This is a genomic window from Streptomyces sp. NPDC047917 (assembly GCF_043204345.1).
Classification (GTDB): Bacteria; Actinomycetota; Actinomycetes; order Streptomycetales; family Streptomycetaceae; genus Streptomyces; species Streptomyces sanglieri.
In genome coordinates, this window is record NZ_JBIDCA010000008.1 from 328,656 (window position 1) to 347,868 (window position 19,213).

General features: G+C 70.0%; 19 protein-coding genes. 6 read left to right on the forward strand and 13 right to left on the reverse strand.

What is annotated here, in order from left to right; all coding sequences use genetic code 11:
• Window positions 1-12: 12 nt before the first annotated feature.
• The 7 genes from ACGF8B_RS21450 to clpS form a co-directional block, all read right to left on the reverse strand.
• Window positions 13-963: a PLP-dependent cysteine synthase family protein gene (locus ACGF8B_RS21450; RefSeq protein ID WP_392740768.1), complete on the reverse strand. Its 951-nt coding sequence runs from the start codon at window positions 961-963 to the stop codon at window positions 13-15.
• Window positions 963-1,241 (reverse strand): MoaD/ThiS family protein, encoded by a 279-nt coding sequence (locus tag ACGF8B_RS21455; RefSeq protein WP_392740770.1) that lies wholly within the window; start codon window positions 1,239-1,241, stop codon window positions 963-965. Before ACGF8B_RS21455 ends, ACGF8B_RS21450 begins: the two co-directional genes overlap by 1 nt.
• Before the next feature lie 103 nt (window positions 1,242-1,344).
• Window positions 1,345-1,470, reverse strand: coding sequence for a putative leader peptide (locus ACGF8B_RS21460; protein WP_392740773.1), 126 nt, complete (start codon window positions 1,468-1,470; stop codon window positions 1,345-1,347).
• Between the two features lie 133 nt (window positions 1,471-1,603).
• Window positions 1,604-2,035, reverse strand: coding sequence for a Mov34/MPN/PAD-1 family protein (locus tag ACGF8B_RS21465; protein WP_392740776.1), 432 nt, complete (start codon window positions 2,033-2,035; stop codon window positions 1,604-1,606).
• 97 nt (window positions 2,036-2,132) lie between these two features.
• On the reverse strand, window positions 2,133-3,572 hold the full coding sequence (locus ACGF8B_RS21470) for an amino acid permease (RefSeq protein ID WP_392740778.1): 1,440 nt from the start codon (window positions 3,570-3,572) through the stop codon (window positions 2,133-2,135).
• Window positions 3,573-3,953: 381 nt separating this feature from the next.
• Complete coding sequence (locus ACGF8B_RS21475) at window positions 3,954-4,538, reverse strand: DUF2017 domain-containing protein (protein WP_392740781.1); 585 nt, start codon at window positions 4,536-4,538, stop codon at window positions 3,954-3,956.
• 71 nt (window positions 4,539-4,609) lie between these two features.
• On the reverse strand, window positions 4,610-4,924 hold the full coding sequence (clpS, locus tag ACGF8B_RS21480) for an ATP-dependent Clp protease adapter ClpS (RefSeq protein WP_124723297.1): 315 nt from the start codon (window positions 4,922-4,924) through the stop codon (window positions 4,610-4,612).
• A 78-nt stretch (window positions 4,925-5,002) separates the two neighbouring features.
• Between clpS and ACGF8B_RS21485 the strand changes: the two genes are divergently transcribed.
• Together ACGF8B_RS21485 and ACGF8B_RS21490 are read left to right on the forward strand one after the other, a co-directional pair.
• Window positions 5,003-6,331 (forward strand): nicotinate phosphoribosyltransferase, encoded by a 1,329-nt coding sequence (locus ACGF8B_RS21485; RefSeq protein WP_392740785.1) that lies wholly within the window; start codon window positions 5,003-5,005, stop codon window positions 6,329-6,331.
• Between the two features lie 268 nt (window positions 6,332-6,599).
• The gene (locus ACGF8B_RS21490) at window positions 6,600-7,184 is read left to right on the forward strand and encodes an isochorismatase family protein (RefSeq protein WP_392740789.1); all 585 of its coding nucleotides are present in this window, start codon (window positions 6,600-6,602) and stop codon (window positions 7,182-7,184) included.
• A 120-nt stretch (window positions 7,185-7,304) separates the two neighbouring features.
• Here the strand turns inward: ACGF8B_RS21490 and ACGF8B_RS21495 are convergent, their stop codons facing one another.
• Together ACGF8B_RS21495 and ACGF8B_RS21500 are read right to left on the reverse strand one after the other, a co-directional pair.
• Window positions 7,305-7,640 (reverse strand): hypothetical protein, encoded by a 336-nt coding sequence (locus tag ACGF8B_RS21495; protein WP_342287123.1) that lies wholly within the window; start codon window positions 7,638-7,640, stop codon window positions 7,305-7,307.
• A gap of 124 nt (window positions 7,641-7,764) precedes the next feature.
• Entirely contained in the window at window positions 7,765-10,164 is a 2,400-nt protein-coding gene (locus ACGF8B_RS21500; protein ID WP_392740793.1) for an immune inhibitor A domain-containing protein, read from the reverse strand.
• A 370-nt stretch (window positions 10,165-10,534) separates the two neighbouring features.
• On the opposite strand from ACGF8B_RS21500, the gene ACGF8B_RS21505 reads away from it, so the two are divergent.
• Entirely contained in the window at window positions 10,535-10,900 is a 366-nt protein-coding gene (locus tag ACGF8B_RS21505; protein ID WP_392740795.1) for a hypothetical protein, read from the forward strand.
• A 93-nt stretch (window positions 10,901-10,993) separates the two neighbouring features.
• Here the strand turns inward: ACGF8B_RS21505 and ACGF8B_RS21510 are convergent, their stop codons facing one another.
• Both ACGF8B_RS21510 and ACGF8B_RS21515 read right to left on the reverse strand, forming a co-directional pair.
• Window positions 10,994-11,659, reverse strand: a complete 666-nt coding sequence (locus ACGF8B_RS21510; protein WP_266493292.1) for an RDD family protein — start codon at window positions 11,657-11,659, stop codon at window positions 10,994-10,996.
• Window positions 11,660-11,769: 110 nt separating this feature from the next.
• Window positions 11,770-13,512, reverse strand: a complete 1,743-nt coding sequence (locus ACGF8B_RS21515; protein WP_392740798.1) for an RDD family protein — start codon at window positions 13,510-13,512, stop codon at window positions 11,770-11,772.
• A 212-nt stretch (window positions 13,513-13,724) separates the two neighbouring features.
• Between ACGF8B_RS21515 and ACGF8B_RS21520 the strand changes: the two genes are divergently transcribed.
• On the forward strand, window positions 13,725-14,201 hold the full coding sequence (locus tag ACGF8B_RS21520; RefSeq protein WP_342287117.1) for an SsgA family sporulation/cell division regulator: 477 nt from the start codon (window positions 13,725-13,727) through the stop codon (window positions 14,199-14,201).
• A 50-nt stretch (window positions 14,202-14,251) separates the two neighbouring features.
• Here ACGF8B_RS21520 and ACGF8B_RS21525 read toward each other — a convergent pair whose 3' ends face one another.
• Window positions 14,252-15,619, reverse strand: coding sequence for an FAD-binding oxidoreductase (locus ACGF8B_RS21525; RefSeq protein WP_392740801.1), 1,368 nt, complete (start codon window positions 15,617-15,619; stop codon window positions 14,252-14,254).
• 97 nt (window positions 15,620-15,716) lie between these two features.
• Here ACGF8B_RS21525 and ACGF8B_RS21530 point away from each other — a divergent pair, with 97 nt between their 5' ends.
• Window positions 15,717-17,396, forward strand: coding sequence for a tetratricopeptide repeat protein (locus tag ACGF8B_RS21530; RefSeq protein ID WP_392740803.1), 1,680 nt, complete (start codon window positions 15,717-15,719; stop codon window positions 17,394-17,396).
• A 60-nt stretch (window positions 17,397-17,456) separates the two neighbouring features.
• Here ACGF8B_RS21530 and hppD read toward each other — a convergent pair whose 3' ends face one another.
• Complete coding sequence (hppD, locus tag ACGF8B_RS21535) at window positions 17,457-18,602, reverse strand: 4-hydroxyphenylpyruvate dioxygenase (RefSeq protein ID WP_392740806.1); 1,146 nt, start codon at window positions 18,600-18,602, stop codon at window positions 17,457-17,459.
• Between the two features lie 133 nt (window positions 18,603-18,735).
• On the opposite strand from hppD, the gene ACGF8B_RS21540 reads away from it, so the two are divergent.
• Window positions 18,736-19,209 carry an Lrp/AsnC family transcriptional regulator gene (locus ACGF8B_RS21540; RefSeq protein ID WP_124723287.1) on the forward strand — a complete coding sequence of 158 codons (474 nt, stop codon included), beginning with the start codon at window positions 18,736-18,738 and terminating at the stop codon, window positions 19,207-19,209.
• The last annotated feature ends 4 nt before the right edge of the window (window positions 19,210-19,213 follow it).

Sequence of the window (19,213 nt, forward strand, 5' to 3'; positions counted from 1 at the left end):
CCCCGGAGGCTGTCAGGCCCAGAGCTGGCCGTGCAGGGTCTCGATGGCCGCTTCCGTGGTCGGGGCTGTGTAGACGCCCGTCGACAGGTACTTCCAGCCGCCGTCCGCGACGACGAAGACGATGTCGGCCGGTTCTCCCGCCTTGACGGCCTTGTTTCCGACGCCGATCGCCGCGTGGAGCGCGGCGCCGGTGGATACGCCCGCGAAGATGCCCTCCTGCTGGAGGAGTTCGCGGGTGCGGGTGACGGCGTCGGCCGAGCCGACGGAGAAGCGGGTGGTGAGGACCGAGGCGTCGTAGAGCTCGGGGACGAAGCCCTCGTCGAGGTTGCGGAGTCCGTAGACGAGGTCGTCGTAGCGCGGCTCGGCGGCGACGATCTTGACGTCCGGCTTGTGTTCGCGCAGGTAGCGGCCGACGCCCATCAGGGTTCCCGTGGTGCCGAGGCCGGCCACGAAGTGGGTGACGGACGGGAGGTCGGTGAGGATCTCCGGGCCGGTGGTGGCGTAGTGGGCGCCCGCGTTGTCCGGGTTTCCGTACTGGTAGAGCATGACCCAGTCGGGGTGCTCGGCAGCCAGTTCCTTGGCGACGCGGACGGCGGTGTTGGAGCCGCCCGCCGCCGGGGAGGAGATGATCTCGGCACCCCACATGGCGAGCAGGTCGCGCCGCTCCTGGGAGGTGTTCTCCGGCATGACGCACACGATGCCGTAGCCCTTGAGCTTGGCCGCCATGGCGAGCGAGATCCCGGTGTTGCCGCTGGTGGGTTCCAGGATGGTGCAGCCGGGGGTCAACCGGCCGTCCTTCTCCGCCTGTTCGACCATGTGGAGCGCGGGGCGGTCCTTGATCGAGCCGGTGGGGTTGCGGTCCTCCAGCTTGGCCCAGATCCGGACGTCGTCGGAGGGTGACAGCCGCGGCAGGCGGACGAGCGGGGTGTTGCCCACCGCGGCGAGCGGGCTGTCGTACCGCATCAGTTCATGCCGCCGGCGACGGCCGGGAGGATGGTGACGTTGTCGCCGTCGCTGAGCTTGGTGGAGATGCCGTCGAGGAAGCGGACGTCCTCGTCGTTGAGGTAGACGTTCACGAAGCGGCGGAGCTGGTCGCCGTCGACGATGCGCTCGCGGATGCCGTTGTGCCGGCTCTCCAGGTCCGTGAAGAGGTCGGCGAGGGTCGCTCCGTCGCCCTCGACGGCCTTGGCGCCGTCGGTGTAGGTGCGGAGGATGGTCGGGATGCGGACCTCGATGGCCATGGCGTGGGCTCCTGTCGGAAGCGGAGAGGTGACGTGGGGCGCGCGGCTCTGCCCCCGCGCGGGGGTGGTGCGTACGTGTGGTGTTGGGGGCCGCGGGCCCGGCTCAGACCTTGCGGCCGGCGGGCAGGCGGCACGTACAGATCGCGCTGGAGAGCCTGCACAGGTCGACGTGCAGGCGCGCGACGAGCAGCGTGCCCGGCGTCTTGTCGCTCACGTCATGGAGAACCATGCGCTCATCGTATCGATTCCCGGTCCGTAATCCCGAGTGTGATCTCACCTGATGGATGCCCGGTGTTCGACAGGTGGACGGGACCGTTAGTGAGCCCGGTCCCGTCCGGCCGGTTTCCGGTGGTGCGGCGGGGTCAGGCGGGTTCGTACGCCTCGACGACCTCGACGTCCTCCTCGGTGATCACACCGTCCACGATGCGGTACGAGCGGAACTGGAAGGGGCCCGCGTCGTCGGTGTCCGCCGTGGAGACGAGCACGTAGTGGGCGCCGGGCTCGTTGGCGTAGGTGACGTCGGTGCGGGAGGGGTAGGCCTCGGTCGCGGTGTGGGAGTGGTAGACGATCACCGGCTCCTCGTCGCGGTCGTCCATCTCGCGGTAGAGCTTGAGGAGGTCGGCCGAGTCGAACTCGTAGAAGGTGGGCGAGCGGGCGGCGTTGAGCATCGGGATGAACCGCTCGGGGCGGCCGGTCCCCTCCGGGCCCGCGACCACGCCGCACGCCTCGTCGGGGTGGTCGGCACGGGAGTGCGCGACGATCTGGTCGTACAGCGCCTGGGTGATGGTCAGCATTTCGCCAGGATAGGCGAGCCCTCTCGTACCGAAGTGTGGTCCGAGAGGGCCCGCATGGTGGACATGGCCGTTGGGGCGGCCGGGTGGTAAAGGGGGTTCAGTTCTTCGCGAAGGCCTTGTTCCCGGGGTTGCGGGCCTTGAGGACCACGTACGAGATGCCGAGGAGCGCGGCCCAGAGCGGGGCGCAGTACAGCGAGATCCTGGTGTCCTTGTCGATGCCCATCATCACGATGACCACGGCGATGAAGAACAGCGCGAAGACGCTGGTGTACGGGGCGCCGGGGGCCCGGAAGTCCGACCGCGGGAGCACGCCGAGGTCGGAGAGGCGCCGGTAGCGGAGCTGGCTGATCAGGATCATGATCCAGGCCCACATGCCGGAGATGGTGGCGAACGAGACGACGTAGGTGAAGGCGTCACCGGGCCACTGGTAGTTGATCCAGACGCCGACGAGCATCAGTGCGGCGGAGAACGTGGTGCCGACGAGCGGGGTGCCGCTCCTGGTGAGCCTGGTGAAGAACTTCGGGCCCTGCCCGTTGAGGGCGAGGTCGCGCAGCATGCGGCCGGTGGAGTACATGCCGGAGTTGCAGGAGGAGAGCGCGGCGGTCAGCACGACGAAGTTGACGATGCCGGCGCCGAGGCCGAGGCCCATCTTCTTGAAGGCGGCGACGAACGGCGAGACGTCGGGCTGGAACTCGGTCCACGGAACCACGGAGAGGATCATGATGAGCGCGCCGACGTAGAAGACGGCGATGCGCCACGGCACGGTGTTGATGGCCTTGGGCAGGACGGTCCTCGGGTCCTTGGACTCGCCCGCGGTGACGCCGACCAGTTCGACGGCGAGGAAGGCGAACATCACGATCTGCAGCGTCATCAGGGTGCCCTTGATGCCGTGCGGGAAGAAGCCGCCGTCGGCCCAGAGGTGGCTGACGGACGCGGTGTCCCCGGCGTCGGAGAAGCCGAGGGTGAGAATTCCGGCGCAGATGAGGATCATGCCGACGATGGCGGTGACCTTGACCATCGAGAACCAGAATTCGAGTTCGCCGAAGAGTTTCACGGATATCAGGTTCACCCCGTAGAGGATGACCGTGAAGATCAGTGCGGATATCCATTGCGGAATGTCGAACCAGAACGTCATGTACTGGGCTGCGGCGGTGACTTCGGTGATTCCGGTGACGACCCAGAAGAGCCAGTAGGTCCAGCCGGTGACGAAGCCCGCGAAGGGGCCGATGAATTCACGGGCGTACTCGGAGAAGGAGCCCGAGACCGGCCGGTACATGAGGAGTTCGCCCAGGGCCCGCATGATGAAGAAGATCACCAGGCCCGCGACGGCATAGGCCAGGACGAGGCTGGGCCCGGCTTTGGCGATCGCCTTTCCCGCACCGAGGAAGAGCCCGGTGCCGATGGCCCCGCCGATGGCGATCATCTGGATCTGGCGGGCACCGAGGGCCCGCTGGTATCCCTCACCGGGCGCGCCGGATTCCGATACCTCTACGGCCTGCCCGCCGCTGTTCCCTTTGTCGACCTGCGCCGATGTCATGTGCTGCGCCTTTCTCCACGCCGATCCGCGCCGTCGAGGCTGCGGATCGGTTCCTGATCCCCCCGGATATGGATGGAGTGCCGCCGGTGGTGGCCGGCTCTTGGCGCCCTCGGGAACAGGGGTGGCGTGCCCGAGTGGTCGTGAAGATCTATCACGGCCACTCGGGCGACCCACCTGACGTTCTGTGGCGTACACCACAGTTAAAAGCGGACAAGAGTTTCCTGCCGCAGCAAAGACGACCGTTCAGGTGACGGGATCGTTATTCGGATTTGAGCATCCGCTGAGCGAACACTCGGCGCCCTCCGGGAGCGCGGCACCGCCGCACCGCGGCACCACGGCACCGCGGCACCACCGCACCGCCGCACGGTTTCGGGACAGCCCTTACGGCATCAGCGTTTCCACGAGCGTCTCCTGGAGCGCGCCGAGCCAGAGGTAGGCCATGACCATCGGCTTTCGCGGGTCGCTGTCCGGGAGCCGGTAGAGCGATCCGGCCTCGCCCTCGTCCTCGTCGGAGACCTCCAGGCGGGTGCCGATGGTGAGCCGGAGGTCGTTGAGGGCGCCGAGCCAGTTGCGGCATTCGTCGCCGGTGAGTTCGAGCACGGCGCCGTCGTCCCCGGTGACCGTGAGCGCGTCCAGGGTGCGTACGACGGCGAGGGCGTCGGTGCGCTTGCGGGCGCGCAGGTCGTTCTCGGTGAAGCGGCGGAACTCGGCGGAGGCGGCCCGCAGTTCGGTGTCCTGGTCGCCGTACGCCTCGGGGAAGAGGCGGGCCAGGGCTGGGTCGGTGGGCGGCTCGCTGGGCCCCTCCGCGAAGAGGGCGGCGAGCGGGTCCGCGTCCTCGGCGGGTTCGTCGCCGGGACCGATCAGTTCCAGCAGCTGGACGGCGAGGGAGCGCAGGATCGCGATCTCCACCTCGTCGAGCGCGACGGCCGCGCCGCCGCCGGGAGTGGCCTCGAAGTGGCCGGCCATGGGTTTTCTCCGATGGTGGGTCGGGCGGGGCAGGAGTCGGGCGGACGGGCGGGGAGGTCCGGCGGGGAGGTCTAGTTGCGGTCCTGCGTGAGCGTGGCCCACAGTCCGTAGCCGTGCATGGCCTGGACGTCGCGCTCCATCTCCTCGCGGCTGCCGCTGGAGACGACCGCGCGCCCCTTCTGGTGGACGTCCAGCATCAGCTTGTGCGCCTTGTCCTTGGAGTAGCCGAAGTAGGCCTGGAAGACATAGGTCACATAGCTCATGAGATTGACCGGGTCGTTGTGGACCAGCGTCACCCAGGGGACGTCGGGCTCGGGGACGACAAGACTCTCCTCGGCCGATTCGGGACGCGTGATCTCTGTGGGGGCGACGCTCACCCACCCCATGCTGCCACTCGGGAGGGGGCATCGCACAAACGACCCGAGATCTCGTCACTCTGACGAAATAGGGGTAGCATCCGGAACATGAACTCTGCGGACCTTGGGCGACGGGTCGGTGTGCCGTCGACCGCGCTCTTCACCGACCAGTACGAGCTCACGATGGTGCAGGCCGCGCTGAAGGCCGGCACGGCCGATCGGCGCTCGGTCTTCGAGGCGTTCACGCGCCGGCTTCCCGAAGGGCGGCGCTACGGCGTCGTCGCGGGCATCGGACGGGTACTGGACGCGGTGGAGAACTTCCACTTCGACGACGAGATGCTCACCTTCCTGCGCGAACAGAACGTGGTGGACGGGCCGACCCTCGCCTGGCTGGCCGACTACCGCTTCAGCGGCGACATCTGGGGCTACCCGGAGGGCGAGGTGTACTTCCCCGGCTCCCCGATCCTGCGGGTCGAGGGCTCCTTCGCCGAGTGCGTGCTGCTGGAGACGGTGATCCTGTCGATCCTCAACCACGACTCGGCGATCGCCGCCGCGGCCTCACGGATGTCCGCCGCGGCCGGCGGGCGCGGTCTGATCGAGATGGGTGCACGACGCACCCATGAACTGTCGGCGGTGGCGTCGGCGCGTGCCGCGTACATCGGCGGCTTCAACACCACCTCCGACCTGGCGGCGGGCTTCCGCTACAACATCCCGACCGTCGGGACCAGCGCCCACGCCTTCACGCTGCTCCACGACACCGAGCGCGACGCGTTCCGGGCCCAGGTCGATTCGCTCGGCCGGGGCACCACGCTGCTGGTCGACACGTACGACGTCACCGAGGCGGTCCGTACGGCGGTCGAGGTCGCCGGGACCGAGCTGGGCGCGGTGCGGATCGACTCCGGCGATCTGCTGCTGGTCGCGCACCGGGTGCGGCAGCAGCTGGACGAGCTGGGCGCCACGGAGACGAAGATCGTGGTGACCTCGGACCTGGACGAGTACGCCATCGCCTCGCTGGCGGCGGCGCCGGTCGACGCGTACGGGGTGGGCACGCAGCTGGTGACCGGCAGCGGGCAGCCCACCTGCTCGATGGTCTACAAGCTCGTCGCCCGCGCCGGCTCCGCCGATCCCGCCGAGCCGCTGCGTCCGGTGGCCAAGAAGTCGCTCGGCGCGAAGTCGTCGGTGGGCGGTCGCAAGTGGGCCGCGCGCCGGCTGGACGAGCACGGGATCGCCGAGGCCGAGGTGATCGGCACCGGCGCGGTACCCGCCGAGCTGGCCGACCGGCAGCTGCTGGCGGAGCTGGTCAAGGACGGCGAGGTGATCGCCCGCGAGCCGCTGGACGCGGCGCGCGAGCGGCACATCGCGGCGCGGGCGGGGCTGCCGATGTCGGCGGTGCAGCTGTCGCGCGGCGAACCGGTGATTCCCACCGAGTACATCTGACGTGGGCCGTGCGGTGCGGTGACCGGGGCCGCCCGGGTCACCCCAGCCGCCCGGATCACCCCAGCAGCCCCGGTCACCCCCTCAGCCCCATTCACCTATGCGGCTCCGGCTCCGGCCGTGTCTGTGGCGCTGGACGCCGCAAGGGCTCCGTCCCGTCCCCTCCCTATCCGGGGCCGGAGTCTCTAGGCTCGAAATGCGCCCCCCACAAGGCTCGAACCCGCCCACACCCCCACGACCGCCGACCGTCCCCCACCTAAGGACACCCGTCATGCACCGCGCGTTGATCGTCGTCGACGTTCAGAACGACTTCTGCGAGGGCGGCAGCCTCGCCGTGGCGGGCGGCGCCGATGTCGCCGCCGCCGTCACCGACCTGATCGGCGAGGCCCAGGCCGGGTACCGCCATGTGGTGGCCACCCGCGACCACCACGTCGACCCGGGCAGCCACTTCTCCGACCGTCCGGACTTCGAGCACTCCTGGCCCCCGCACTGCGTGGCCGGCACGGAGGGCGTCGGCTTCCACCCGAATTTCGCCCCCGCGGTCGCCTCGGGGTCGATCGACGCGGTGTTCGACAAGGGCGCCTACGCGGCGGCGTACAGCGGCTTCGAAGGCCTCGACGAGAACGGTGTGGGGCTGGCCGACTGGCTGCGGGAGCGCCATGTCACCGAGGTCGACGTGGTCGGCATCGCGACCGACCACTGTGTGCGGGCGACGGCGATGGACGCGGTCCGCGCGGGCTTCACGACGCATGTGCTGCTCGACCTGACCGCCGGGGTCGCCGAGACGACCACGGAGCGGGCACTGGAGGAGCTCCGCAGGGCGGGCGTGAAGCTGACCGGCAAGCCGGTGGTCTAGGGCCTTTCGCCCGAACCAGCCCGGGCTCCGGCCCGACCCGGGCCGAGGCCCTGGCACCTGTCCGGCCTGTTCGCGGCCCGAAGCCCGGAGACCAGAGCCCGGAGCCCGGAGCCCCGTGTCTCAGGCCGGCCGCCGGACGGGGATGGCCGGGCGGAGCAGAGCCCGGATCGGGTGCCAGAGCTCCTGTGCCCGCTCCGGTCTGGCGCGCCAGAGGAGCCCGTCGGGGTGGTGCAGCACGGCGGTGATCTCGTCGGGGGTGGGCGGCTCTGCGTTGCCGCGGAGGTAGACCGCGCGCAGTCCGGCGTTGCGCAGCCGGGTCAGGGCGCGGGCCCGGTTGGCCGCGTGCACCAGGACCCGGACCGGGGTGCCGGAACCCGGTCCGTCGGCCGGATGGGGCAGGGTGATCGCCACCACCACATTGCCGTCCGGCAACCTGCAGAATCCTCCGCCTGCCATGTTCCGCGCTCCCCCGTGAGACGTCGTGTCAATAAGAATCCGAACAAGACGCACCTAAACACGATCGGCCGCCGCCCGCTAGAGGGCGACGGCCGATCATGCTTTGACCTGCGGTTATACGGGACTACTTGTGCGAAGGACCGACCTTGACGGTGATCGTCTGGCCGCTGCGCGGCTCCTTGACGATCGAGATCCGGGTGTTCGTGTCAGGGACCTGAACACTTCCGGTCGGGTTCTCCTTGTACCAGTAGGTGCCCTTGTGGTCGTCGAAGGCCGGGATGCCGCGCTGCGACTTCACCCGGACCGGCGCGTCCGCGTTGTGCAGCGTGAAGGCGTCCGTCGCGTACCAGCTGAAGGGAGCGTCGAACGGCTGGATCTTGTTGCGCATGATCGTGCCGTCGGCCCACTTCAGGGGCTTGGCGTGCGCGTCGACCGGCAGGATCAGGCCCTGGCCGGGGTGCTGCGACACGTTGTTGTCCTTCTGGGACTTGTCCCAGAGCCAGACGAGCAGACCGTTCTGGTACGGGTAGTGCTCCACCCAGTCCGGACGGGTCTTGGAGAAGCCGAAGTTGTACGGGCCGACCTTGAGGGTCTTGTCGTAGCTGACGTACTGGCGGTTCTCCGCGATGTAGTACTGCGGGTAGTCCTTGGTGAACGACTCGCCGACGCGGGAGAAGCCCTTGGCGGTCCAGCCGTTGTCGTCGCCCTCGGCGTTGTCCGTGAAGAGCGCGGCGCCGTCGGCGGTCACCGAGATGGTGTCCGCGGCGAAGCCGATGCCGCCCGCGCCGCCGTCGGTGGCGTAACGGAAGCGGACGTCGATCTTCTTGCCCGCGTACGCGTCCAGCGGGTACGAGAGCTTCTGGTACTTGCCGGAGACGTCCGTCAGGGCCGGCTTGTCACTGGCGTCGCGCGTGATCGCCTTGCCGTCGGCCGTGCCGTCGATCGCGGTCCAGCTGGTGCCGCCGTTGTCCGACACCTCGGCGTAGAGGTAGTCGTAGTCCTTCTCGATGTCCCACCAGCCCGCGAGGTCCAGGGATGCCTTGGACTTGCCGGTGAGGTCGACCGAGCGGGTCAGGGTGTTGTTCAGGTTGTCGCCCATGTCGCTCCACCACTGCTTGGAGCCCTCCGCCGGCTTGGTGACGGCGGTGGTGACGGGCTTCTCGGGCAGCGTGACGACGAGCGCCTGCTTGTTCTTGGTGTTGTACTCCGACACGCCCAGCTTGTGGGTGGACTTCGTCGAGGCCTTGGCCTCGGCGTAGTCGAGCCAGCCCAGCTGCAGCTTGTCCCAGGCGGTCATGTCGCCGGGCAGGTCACCGATCGAGTCCTTGCCCTTGCCGAGCCAGGAACCGGCCGACATCAGGGACCAGAAACCGACCGAGTTCTCGGCGGTGTTGGTGGTGTCGTAGAGGTCCGGCAGACCCAGGTCGTGGCCGTACTCGTGGGCGAAGACGCCCAGGCCGCCGTTCTCGGGCTGCGCGGTGTAGTCGCCGACCCAGATGCCGGTGTCACCGATCTGGGTGCCGCCCGCCTTGTTCTCGGCCGGGCCGGTCGCGCCGGCGTCGGTGCCGTAGGCGTACCAGCGGTGGGCCCAGATGGCGTTCGTGCCCTCGACGCCGCCACCCGCGGACTCGTCCTCGCCGGCGTGGACGATCTGGAAGTGGTCGATGTAGCCGTCGGGCTCGTTGAAGTTGCCATCGCCGTCGTAGTCGTAACGGTCCCACTGGTCGTACTTGGCGAGATCCGTCTTGATCTGCTCGGGCGTACGGCCCTGGGCCTTCTGATCGGCGGCCCAGGCGTTCACGCCGTCCTTGATCATGTCCCAGGCGTTGGCGCAGTTGGTCGAGCCGCAGTAGTTCGAGCCGTAACGGGCCTCGTTGTACGGCACCTTGACCCAGTCGGAGACCTCGCCGTCGACCGAGTAGCGCCCGGAGGACGTCTTCTCGTAGTACGTCTTCAGCGAGTCCTTGCCGGCACCCTCACCGAAGTAGAGGTCCTGGAAGTGCGCCTGGTTGTAATCGGCCTGCCAGGCGGTGCTGTTGTCCTTCTTGGGGTCCGGCTTGGCTATCTTGTTGTGCAGCGGGCCGGGCGTGCCCCCGTACTTCGGGACGGCCGGCTTCGGGCCGTCGCCGTCCGGGTCGAACATGGTGGTGTTGTCGACCTTGTCGCCGAACTCCACCAGGATCGTGAAGATCTTGTCCGTCTTCTCGCGGCCGAGCTCGACGTACTTCTTGTCGTCGAGCTTGACGACCTTGGAGCCGCCCCGCTTCGAGATCTTCTTGTCGCCCGATATGACCTGCTCAAGGGCGGCCTGACGCTGTGCGTCCTGCTGCTCGCTGAACGGGCCCTTCAGGTCGTGCTCGTTGCCCTTGGCCGACCCCGGGTCACGGCGGTCGACGCTGGTGCTCTTGGCTCCCGGCGCCTTGTCGTCTGCCTGGGCCGTGGCGAAAGCCGACGCCGTGGCGGCAGTGGCGGCCATGGCCACGACAACCGCAGCGGCGCGAAGCGCCCGTCTGTTTGTGGTCACTTGATGCAGTCCTCCCCGGCGCTCGCCGCTGCGGCCAGGGGGTGATGTGGGCCGCGCGCGCGAATACGCGTCACAAGTGACGACATTCGACCGGAGTTACGCGAGAAAAGACAGATCTTGACTTGGACAGGCCAAGTGCACTATGCAGGAGAACGCTTCCGTTATCCGGACGTTCAACAAGGGGCCAACCGGCGCGTCGCGGACCACGGTTGGAGCGGCGAATGACTCCGTGCGCCCCCTGTGCACCGGCACCTTGGGTTAGGCCGTGCTTACCGGTGGCTCCGCTCGGGCATCCACCGTCGTAGAGTCGCTTGACAGTGCGACCGTGTTGAGAGACCGCCCATCCGACGCCCCGAGGACGGATACCGCCATGCCGCGTCCCACAGCCGCACAGCTCTCCTACGGTTCGGTCACCGTCATCTTCTCGACCCTCGCCATGCTGCTGCTCTCCCGTACGGGGTCGGGCCTCGGCATCGCCGTCATCGGGACCGCGGCGCTCGCGCTCGGTCTGCTGGTGGCCGTGACCGTACCCCAGCCGTCACGCGCGAAAACCGCGAGGCGGACAGGTGCCCGCTCCGCGGTCCGGGTGAATCAGGACGCGGTCTCCGCGGCCGTCGAGGCCGAGGGCCTCGCCCGCGACGGGGCCCATGCCCCGGTCTCCGCCCCCCGCGAGGCCGCACCGCGGCCCGCGGCCGCCGCGGACGAGCACGTGAGCCGGCACTCCGTACGCCACTGAGCCACCGGGGCCGCGGGAGGGGACCGCGGGACTGGGTCTCGGGACGGGGCCGGGACCGGCGGCGTCAGCCGGTACGGGCCGGGGCCGGCTGCGTCAGTTGGTCTGGACGACCACTGTCTTCGCGGCCTTGTCCTGCAGGCCCTGCCGGTACGGCTTGTCCGTGAACATGAGCACGATGTTGATCAGCCACCACAGACACGGGCAGCACAGCAGCGCCGGCAGCCACAGCACCACGGCCCGCAGGAACGAGGCACCGGTGTCCGGCACCCGCCCGTCGTTGAGCATCGCGACGCGCAGCTTCAGCAGCCGCTTGCCGATGGTCCGGCCGTCCTTGTGCGTGAAGTACGTGTCGTAGGCGACGTACACGACCAGACCGATGAGCGACCAGATCAACTGGTGCCCGCTGTACGTCTGGCTGAAGACGTCGCCGACGTCACTGCCGTTGCCGTTGTTGTCCGTCACCTCGACCGCGCCGCCCCAGGGCAGCGAGATCAGATACAGCGGGATCGAGATGATCAGGAAGTCGATCAGCCGGGCCAGGATGCGCTTGCCCGGCTCCGCGAGCGGCGGCATGCCGGCCAGCGGATCCGCACCGCCGTACGGTCCACCGCCGCCGTAGGGGCCCGGATCGTACGGCGGCGGGGGCGGGGGCGGAGCGCTGTCGTACGGCGAGCCCGACGACGGCGGGGGCTCATGCGGCTTCTTGAGGAACGGGTCGTCCTCGGGCGGCTGACCGGACGTCGGCTGATCGTTGCTCATGGGGGCAGTGCATCCCGCCCCGGAGGCGCCCGCAACGGCTCAGGTGCGTTCGGGGGAACCCCGGCCCCGACGGCCCTTCACCCGGTGGGCCGTCGGCCGACCGGGTGCGGTCAGCCCGCCACGAAGGTGTGTGCCGCCTTGTCGTGCCAGCACTGGCGCCACGGCCGGTCGATCAGGCACCACAGCACGTTGACCACCCCGATCACCAGGATGCCGAGCACGCCGTAGACCAGCCATCGGCGCAGCGCGGCGCCGAAGGACGGTGGGCCGTGGGACTCGATGTCCCGTACTTCGAGCCCGCAGAGCTTCTTGCCCAGGGTGCGGCCCCACTTGGCCGTCGGCAGCGCCTCCAGCAGGACCCCGAGCACGAGGAACGCGCCGAGCATCGCGCCGAACAGGCCGGCCGTGGTGGGGTCCACCAGCCAGACGGTGACCGTCTCACCGGAGAGCTTCGCCGCGTTGATCTTCTCGTCGATGTGGTCCAGCGCCTGCGAGACGAGCGGGAAGCCGATCGCGCCGACGAGCGCCATCAGCACGACGCTGTCGATCAGCCGGGCGACGAACCGCTTGCCGAGCCCGGCGGGCCTGGCCGCCGCCTGGGCCTGCGCGAGCTGCTGGAAGGGGTCGTCGACCGGCGGCTTCCAGGGCACGACGGGCTGCTGGGACTGCTGGGACTGCTGCGGCTGGGGGCGGAGCTGGGGCTGCTGGGGCTGGGGCTGCGGCTGGGACTGCTGCGCCGGAAGTTGGGGATGGGCTGCCTGAGCGGGTGGCGGGGCGGGCTGATTGCCCTGTTGCGCCCAGGGGGCCGGATTCTGAGCCTGCGCGGGACTCTGCCGCTGCGCGGGGTTCTGGCCCTGCGCAGGGTTCTGACCCTGCACGGGATTCTGGCCCTGCACGGGGGCGGGGTTCTGCGCCGGGGCGGGATTCTGCGCCGGGGCGGAGGGCTGTGCGCCCGGCCCCGGGGCGATCGCGCGGATCGCCATCGTCCCCTCCGATACCGCCGGTTCGGTCGCCCGACGGGCCGGCGGGCCGCCGCCCCGTCCCACGGCCCGGATCGTGACCGTCCCGTCGGTGGGCGGGCGTCCCGCGTCGCCCGTGCCGGCATCCGTACCGCCGCCGGGGCGGCCCTGACGGCCGATCCGGATCGCAACGGTGTTCTCCGGCGCGGGGGACGACGGTGCGGGAGACGACGGTGCGGGAGACGACGACGGAGAGGGAGAAGAAGAAGCGGGAAGAGCGGGAAGAGAAGGAGAAGGTGCGGGAGGAAGCGCGGGAGAGGCGGCGGGCTGTCGCGGGTCCGGCGCGGGGGCGCGGACCGCCGGGACGCGATCGCCCGGCACCGGGTCGGCCGGGGCGCGGTCCGTGGGCGTACGCGGATCGTTCTGCCTGTCCGGCCGGCCCGGTTCGCCGTCCTGTCCGCCCGGTTCGCCGGGCTGCCCGCCGCCCCAGGAGACCCGCCGGTCGTGTTCGCCGCCGAATCCGGTCTGCCGGGAGGCGTCGGCCTGCCAGGCGGTGGCCGGTTCGGGGCGGTTGTCCGCGTGCGGTCCCTCGTCCAGGAAAACCGGACCGGTCTCGTCCACCGGAGCCGGAGCCGGAGCGGGAGGCGGTGCGGACTGCTGCGGCTGCGGCTGTGGCTGGGGCTGTGGCTGTGGCTGGGGCTCGGGCACCGGTGCGGAGGGCTCTTCTCCGGAGGGTGTCACCGGCGTCGACCCGCCCTGCTCAGGAGCCGGGCGGCTTGTGCCTGGCACCCACGAAGCACCGTTCCAGTACCGGACATATCCGGGAATGGACGGGTCGGGGTAGTACCCCTCGCGGGGGCTTTCGTCACCGGGTGCCGGGGTTGGGGCGCTCATCACCGTGGTCCCGTATCTCTTCGAGGCCTGAATGCAACGGGTCCACATCTACCAGACGCCCGCGTACCCCTGGGCCACTCCAGGGGTTTGGGCCGCTTTCCCGTCGCCCGAAAGTTTTTCCCGGAAGTCGCGTAATAGATGGCGTGGAGGGCGCTCTCTCCCTGTGCAGGCCGGTCATGGGACCGGTCCACGCACACCGGAAGGACGCACTCATGCACACCACCGTGGAACGCGAGCTGGAACTCAAGCTGGTCCTGTCGCCCGAGCGCAGCATCCCCGTCCCCGCCCGTCTGACGTACCGGACAGCGGACCCGTACGCCGTGCACGTGGCCTTCCACATCGGCTCCGAATTCCCGGTGCACTGGACGTTCGCCCGCGACCTGCTGGTCGAGGGCGTGTTCCGGCCGTGCGGTCACGGGGACGTCCGGATCTGGCCGACCAAGGTCGACCGGCGCAACGTCATCTTCGTCGCGCTGACCTCGCCCGACGGGAACGCTCTCCTGGAGGTGCCGTCCGCCGCGGTGGCCGCCTGGGTGGAGCGGACGCTGCGGGTGGTCCCGCCCGGCACGGAGGCCGAGCGGCTCGGGATCGACGAGGGCCTCGCCGAGCTGCTCGCCCCGCTGCCGGCCGACGACCTGTGGCTGCGCGACCCGTGGCCGTCGGACGAGTCGCAGGACGGCGAGGCGTGAGCGGGCGCCGTTTCGCCCGGCCGCCCTGGCTATCCCGGCCATCCCGGCTGTCAGAACACCTTGCCGGGGTTGAGCAGCCCCAGCGGGTCGAACGCCTGCTTGATGCCCCGGTGCAGCTCGACGCTGACCTCGCCGAGCTCGCGCGCCAGCCACTCCTTCTTCAGGAGGCCGACGCCGTGCTCGCCGGTGATCGTGCCGCCGAGCTCCAGGCCGAGGGCCATGATCTCGTCGAACGATTCGCGGGCCCGCCGGGACTCGTCGGCGTCGGTGTGGTCGAAGCAGACGACGGGGTGGGTGTTGCCGTCACCCGCGTGCACGCAGACACCGATGGTGAGGTCGTACTTCTCGGCGACGGCCGCGGTGCCCTCCAGCATGGCGCCGAGCTTCGAGCGGGGTACGCAGACGTCGTCGATCATCGTGGCCGACTTGACGGTCTCCAGCGCGGTGAGCGACATCCGCCGGGCCTGGAGCAGCATCTCGGACTCGGCGGCGTCCTCGGCGGGAACCACGTCGGTGGCGCCCGCGGCGGTGCACAGCTCGGCGACGGCGGCCAGATCGGCCGACGGGTCCGGGGTGTCGAAGGCGGCGAGCAGGAGCGCCTCGGTGGTGTCGGGGAGGCCCATGTGGGCCATCTTGTTGACGGCCCGGACCGTTGTACGGTCCATCAGTTCGAGGAGTGACGGAGTGTGACCACGCTCCATGATCCGGCAGATCGCGTCGCAGGCGCTCGCCGCGCTCGGGAACTCCGCGGCCAGGACCAGCTGCTGCGCCGGCCGGGGCTTCAGCGCGAGCACGGCCTTGACGACGATGCCGAGGCTGCCCTCCGAGCCGACGAAGAGCCGGGTGAGGTCGTATCCGGCGACGCCCTTCGCGGTGCGCCGGCCGGTGGTGAGCAGCCGCCCGTCGGCGAGCACGACCTCCAGGCCGAGTACGTACTCGGCGGTGACCCCGTACTTCACGCAGCACAGGCCGCCGGACGCGGTGCCGATGTTGCCGCCGATGGTGCACATCTCCCAGCTGGAGGGGTCCGGCGGGTAGTAGAGACCGTGCTCGTCGACCGCTCGGGACAGCACCGCGTTGACGACGCCCGGTTCGACGACCGCGATCCGGTCGACGGGGCTGATCTCCAGGATCCGGTCCATCTTCACCAGGGACAGCACGATGCAGCCGTCGGAGGCGTTGGCCGCGCCCGACAGGCCGGTACGCGCCCCCTGCGGGACGACCGGGACGCGCAGGGCCGTGGCGGTGCGCATGACGTGCTGGACCTGCTCGACGGTGCGCGGGAGCACGACGACCGCGGGTGTGCCCGCCTCGCAGAAGCTCGCCATGTCGTGGGCGTACGAGGCGGTGACGTCGGGATCCGTGATCAGGGCGTCGGCGGGCAGACCGGCACGAAGTTGTTCGAGAAGACCGTCCATGATCCAAGCGTGACACCCGGGCCCATTGGTGTGAACCCGTCTGCCGCGGCCTTCGCAAGGCGCGGTGTGCTCTTATTACTGACGCAGAGTGATCGGCATGGATGTCATGCCGCAGCAGCCTCCGCAGCCCCCTGATCCGAGCAGCTCCCCTCCCCTTGACGTCTCCGCCCCCTCCACTCCTTCTGCCTCTTCTACCCCTTCTGCCTCTTCTGCTCCCTCTGCCCCTTCCGCCCTCTCCGCTCCTTCCGCCCCCAGCGCTTCCTTCGCCCCCGTCGGCGCCTCCGCGCTCTCCTCGCTCGTCGATCCCGAGTCGCTGGCCGAGCCCCCGCCGCTCTCGTTGCGTACGACGCTGCGCCGGGCGGCCCTGGGCGTGGTGGCGGGTGCGGTGCTGGTGACGGGTGCGGTGGTGGCCGTTCCGGAGGACGGGAAGAAGGCGTCGCGGCCGCCCGTGCCCGGCCCGGTCCAGCGTGCGCTGAGGGCGACCGCCGCCGGTGCCCCGGCCTCGCTCTCCGATCTGACGGCGCTGATCGGGGACCGGCAGCAGTGGGTGGGCACGCATCCGTCCGACGCGCGGTCCTGGGCACTGCTGGGCACGGCCTACGTGGAGTGGGGGCGGCGTTCTGCGGACGCGGCGTACTACGGCCGGGCCGAACAGGCGCTGAAGCGCTCGCTGAACGTCCAGCCGGGTGAGAACGGCAACACGGCGGCCCTGGTGGGGCTCGCGGAGCTCGCCGATGCCCGGCACGACTTCGTCGCGGCGCGGAAGTGGGGCGAGACCGTGCGGGCGCGGGAGCCGAAGCAGTGGGCCGTCTATCCGGCGCTGATCGACGCGTACGGCGGGCTCGGGGACCACGAGGCCGTGAACTCGGCGGTGGAGCGTTTCACGGCGCTGCGTGCGGGGGTTCCGGCGCTCGTGCAGACGGCACGGATGCAGCGGGACCGCGGCCGGCGCGAGGAGGCACTAGCCGGCGCGCGGGACGCGGCGGACCGGGCGACCACGCCCGCGCAGAAGGCGGAGTGTCTGCATCTGCTGGGCGAACTGGCCTGGGAGCGGGGCGAGCCCGAGGAGGCGGTCGCGCAGTTCGGCGCGGCACTGCGTACCGACCGGGCCCACCACGCGTCGCTCGCGGGGCGGGCCAGGGCGTTGGTGGCGCTCGGCCGTACCGACGAGGCCCAGCGCGACTACCGGGCGGCGCTGACGCAACTCCCCCGGCCCGAATACCTGCTGGAGCTGGGCGAGCTGTACGAGTCGCTGGGGCTGGGCACGGAGGCCGACGAGCAGTACGCGCAGCTTCGCCGGGCACTCGCCAGGGACGAGGGTCAGGGCGTGGACCACGCGCTGCTGCGCGGCCGTTTCGAGGCCGACCACGGGGATCCGGCTGTGGCGGTCGGGCTGCTGGACGCCGAGTGGGCGCGCCCGCACCGCAGCGCGGCGGTGGCGGACGCCCTGGGCTGGGCCCTGCACCGCTCCGGCGACCCGTCCGCCGCGCTGGAGTACGCGGCCAGCGCGGTCGACACGGGCGGGCAGAACGCCGCGTACGCGTACCACCTGGGCATGATCCAGCAGGCGTTGCGGGAGTACGGTCCGGCCCGCCGCAATCTGGAAGAGGCCCTGCGCACCAACCCCGGGTTCTCCCCCTTGGCCGGGCCCGCCGCCCAGGAGGCCCTGGACGATCTGGCTCCTCCCCCGCCGGGCGGCCCGCCAAGGCCGCGTCCGGCCCCGGAGTCCGAACCGGAACGGCCCGAAGCACGGCAGCCGGCCCCGGGCTCCCCCTGACGGAGCCCGGGGCCGGCCGCGTGCCGGTCGATCGGGTTCGGAGGCTGCCGACCCGAGGGATCAGAGGTTGCCGCGCTTCTCCTGCTCGCGCTCGATCGCCTCGAAGAGGGCCTTGAAGTTGCCCTTGCCGAAGCCCATCGAACCGTGGCGCTCGATCATCTCGAAGAAGACGGTCGGGCGGTCCTGGACCGGCTTGGTGAAGATCTGCAGCAGGTAGCCGTCCTCGTCGCGGTCGACGAGGATCTTCTGCTCGCGCAGGATCTCCACCGGCACGCGGGTCTCGCCCGCCCACTCGCCGAGGGTGTCGTAGTAGGAGTCGGGCGTGTCCAGGAACTGGACACCCGCGGCGCGCATCGCCCGTACCGAGGCGACGATGTCGTTCGTGGCGAGCGCGATGTGCTGGACGCCGGCGCCGCCGTAGAACTCCAGGTACTCGTCGATCTGGGACTTCTTCTTGGCGATCGCCGGTTCGTTGATCGGGAACTTGACCTTGAGGGTGCCGTCGGCGACGACCTTCGACATGAGTGCGGAGTACTCGGTGGCGATGTCGTCGCCCACGAACTCCTTCATGTTGGTGAAGCCCATGACCTTGTTGTAGAAGCCGACCCACTCGTTCATCCGGCCGAGTTCCACGTTGCCGACGCAGTGGTCGATGGCCTGGAAGGTGCGCTTGGCGGACGGCTCGACGATCGGCTCGGCGGCGGCGTAGCCGGGCAGGTACGGGCCCTCGTAGCCGGTGCGCTCGACGAGGGTGTGACGGGTCTTGCCGTACGTGGCGATCGCGGCGAGCACGACGGTGCCGTGCTCGTCCTTGACCTCGTGCGGCTCGTCGAGGCCGCGCGCGCCGTGCTCGACCGCGTACGCGTAGGCCGCGCGGGCGTCCGGGACCTCGATGGCCAGGTCGACGACGCCGTCGCCGTGCTCGGCCACATGGGCGTCGAGGAAGCGTCCGTGGTCGGTGGCGGCCTTGATGACGGAGGTGAAGACGAAACGGGCCGATCCGTTGGTCAGTACGTAACTCGCCGTCTCGCGGCTGCCGTTCTCCGGTCCGGAGTAGGCGACCAGCTTCATGCCGAACGCCGTCGAGTAGTAGTGCGCGGCCTGCTTGGCGTTGCCGACGGCGAAGACGACCGCGTCCATTCCCTTGACCGGGAAGGGGTCGGCCTGCCGGGCTGTTTCGGGGGTGGTGTGCAGAGTCTCAGTCATGTCCGAAGGCTCTCGCCGCTTCGCAAGGTGCGCAATAGTTCACGGAATCACTGGGCAATCTGTATAGCGCATGGGGATGATGGGCGGGCTATCTGTACATGATGACCATCACGTCGACCCTTCGGAGCGGACCATGGCGATCGATCATCTGGACGGGCGGCTGATCGTGCTGCTGGCCCGCGAGCCCCGCATCGGCGTACTGGAAGCATCGCGCAGACTCGGCGTGGCCCGCGGGACGGTGCAGGCCCGGCTCGACCGGCTTCAGTCGAATGGCGTCATCCGCGGTTTCGGTCCGGCGGTCGATCCGGCGGCGCTCGGCTACCCCGTCACCGCGTTCGCCACCCTGGAGATCAAGCAGGGCCAAGGGGCGGACGTGCGGGCCCACTTGACCGGCGTGCCCGAGGTGCTGGAGCTGCACACCACCACCGGGCACGGCGACATGCTCTGCCGGCTCGTCGCGCGTTCCAACGCCGATCTCCAACGGGTCATCGACCGGGTTGTCGGTTTTGATGGCATTGTCCGGGCCTCCACGGCCATCGTCATGGAGAACCCGGTCCCGCTGCGGATCATCCCGCTCGTCGAGCAGGCCGCGGCGGACCACGACTGAGCCG

Coding starts and splice junctions, on each gene's coding strand:
- ACGF8B_RS21490 (WP_392740789.1), top strand. CDS start 6,600: ATGCACCGCGCGTTGATCGTCGTCGACGTTCAGAACGACTTCTGCGAG.
- ACGF8B_RS21505 (WP_392740795.1), top strand. CDS start 10,535: ATGCCGCGTCCCACAGCCGCACAGCTCTCCTACGGTTCGGTCACCGTC.
- ACGF8B_RS21470 (WP_392740778.1), bottom strand. CDS start 3,572: ATGACATCGGCGCAGGTCGACAAAGGGAACAGCGGCGGGCAGGCCGTA.
- ACGF8B_RS21485 (WP_392740785.1), top strand. CDS start 5,003: ATGAACTCTGCGGACCTTGGGCGACGGGTCGGTGTGCCGTCGACCGCG.
- ACGF8B_RS21515 (WP_392740798.1), bottom strand. CDS start 13,512: ATGAGCGCCCCAACCCCGGCACCCGGTGACGAAAGCCCCCGCGAGGGG.
- ACGF8B_RS21450 (WP_392740768.1), bottom strand. CDS start 963: ATGCGGTACGACAGCCCGCTCGCCGCGGTGGGCAACACCCCGCTCGTC.
- ACGF8B_RS21475 (WP_392740781.1), bottom strand. CDS start 4,538: ATGGCCGGCCACTTCGAGGCCACTCCCGGCGGCGGCGCGGCCGTCGCG.
- ACGF8B_RS21525 (WP_392740801.1), bottom strand. CDS start 15,619: ATGGACGGTCTTCTCGAACAACTTCGTGCCGGTCTGCCCGCCGACGCC.
- ACGF8B_RS21540 (WP_124723287.1), top strand. CDS start 18,736: ATGGCGATCGATCATCTGGACGGGCGGCTGATCGTGCTGCTGGCCCGC.
- hppD (WP_392740806.1), bottom strand. CDS start 18,602: ATGACTGAGACTCTGCACACCACCCCCGAAACAGCCCGGCAGGCCGAC.
- ACGF8B_RS21465 (WP_392740776.1), bottom strand. CDS start 2,035: ATGCTGACCATCACCCAGGCGCTGTACGACCAGATCGTCGCGCACTCC.
- ACGF8B_RS21455 (WP_392740770.1), bottom strand. CDS start 1,241: ATGGCCATCGAGGTCCGCATCCCGACCATCCTCCGCACCTACACCGAC.
- ACGF8B_RS21510 (WP_266493292.1), bottom strand. CDS start 11,659: ATGAGCAACGATCAGCCGACGTCCGGTCAGCCGCCCGAGGACGACCCG.
- ACGF8B_RS21460 (WP_392740773.1), bottom strand. CDS start 1,470: ATGGTTCTCCATGACGTGAGCGACAAGACGCCGGGCACGCTGCTCGTC.
- ACGF8B_RS21520 (WP_342287117.1), top strand. CDS start 13,725: ATGCACACCACCGTGGAACGCGAGCTGGAACTCAAGCTGGTCCTGTCG.
- clpS (WP_124723297.1), bottom strand. CDS start 4,924: ATGGGGTGGGTGAGCGTCGCCCCCACAGAGATCACGCGTCCCGAATCG.
- ACGF8B_RS21530 (WP_392740803.1), top strand. CDS start 15,717: ATGGATGTCATGCCGCAGCAGCCTCCGCAGCCCCCTGATCCGAGCAGC.
- ACGF8B_RS21495 (WP_342287123.1), bottom strand. CDS start 7,640: ATGGCAGGCGGAGGATTCTGCAGGTTGCCGGACGGCAATGTGGTGGTG.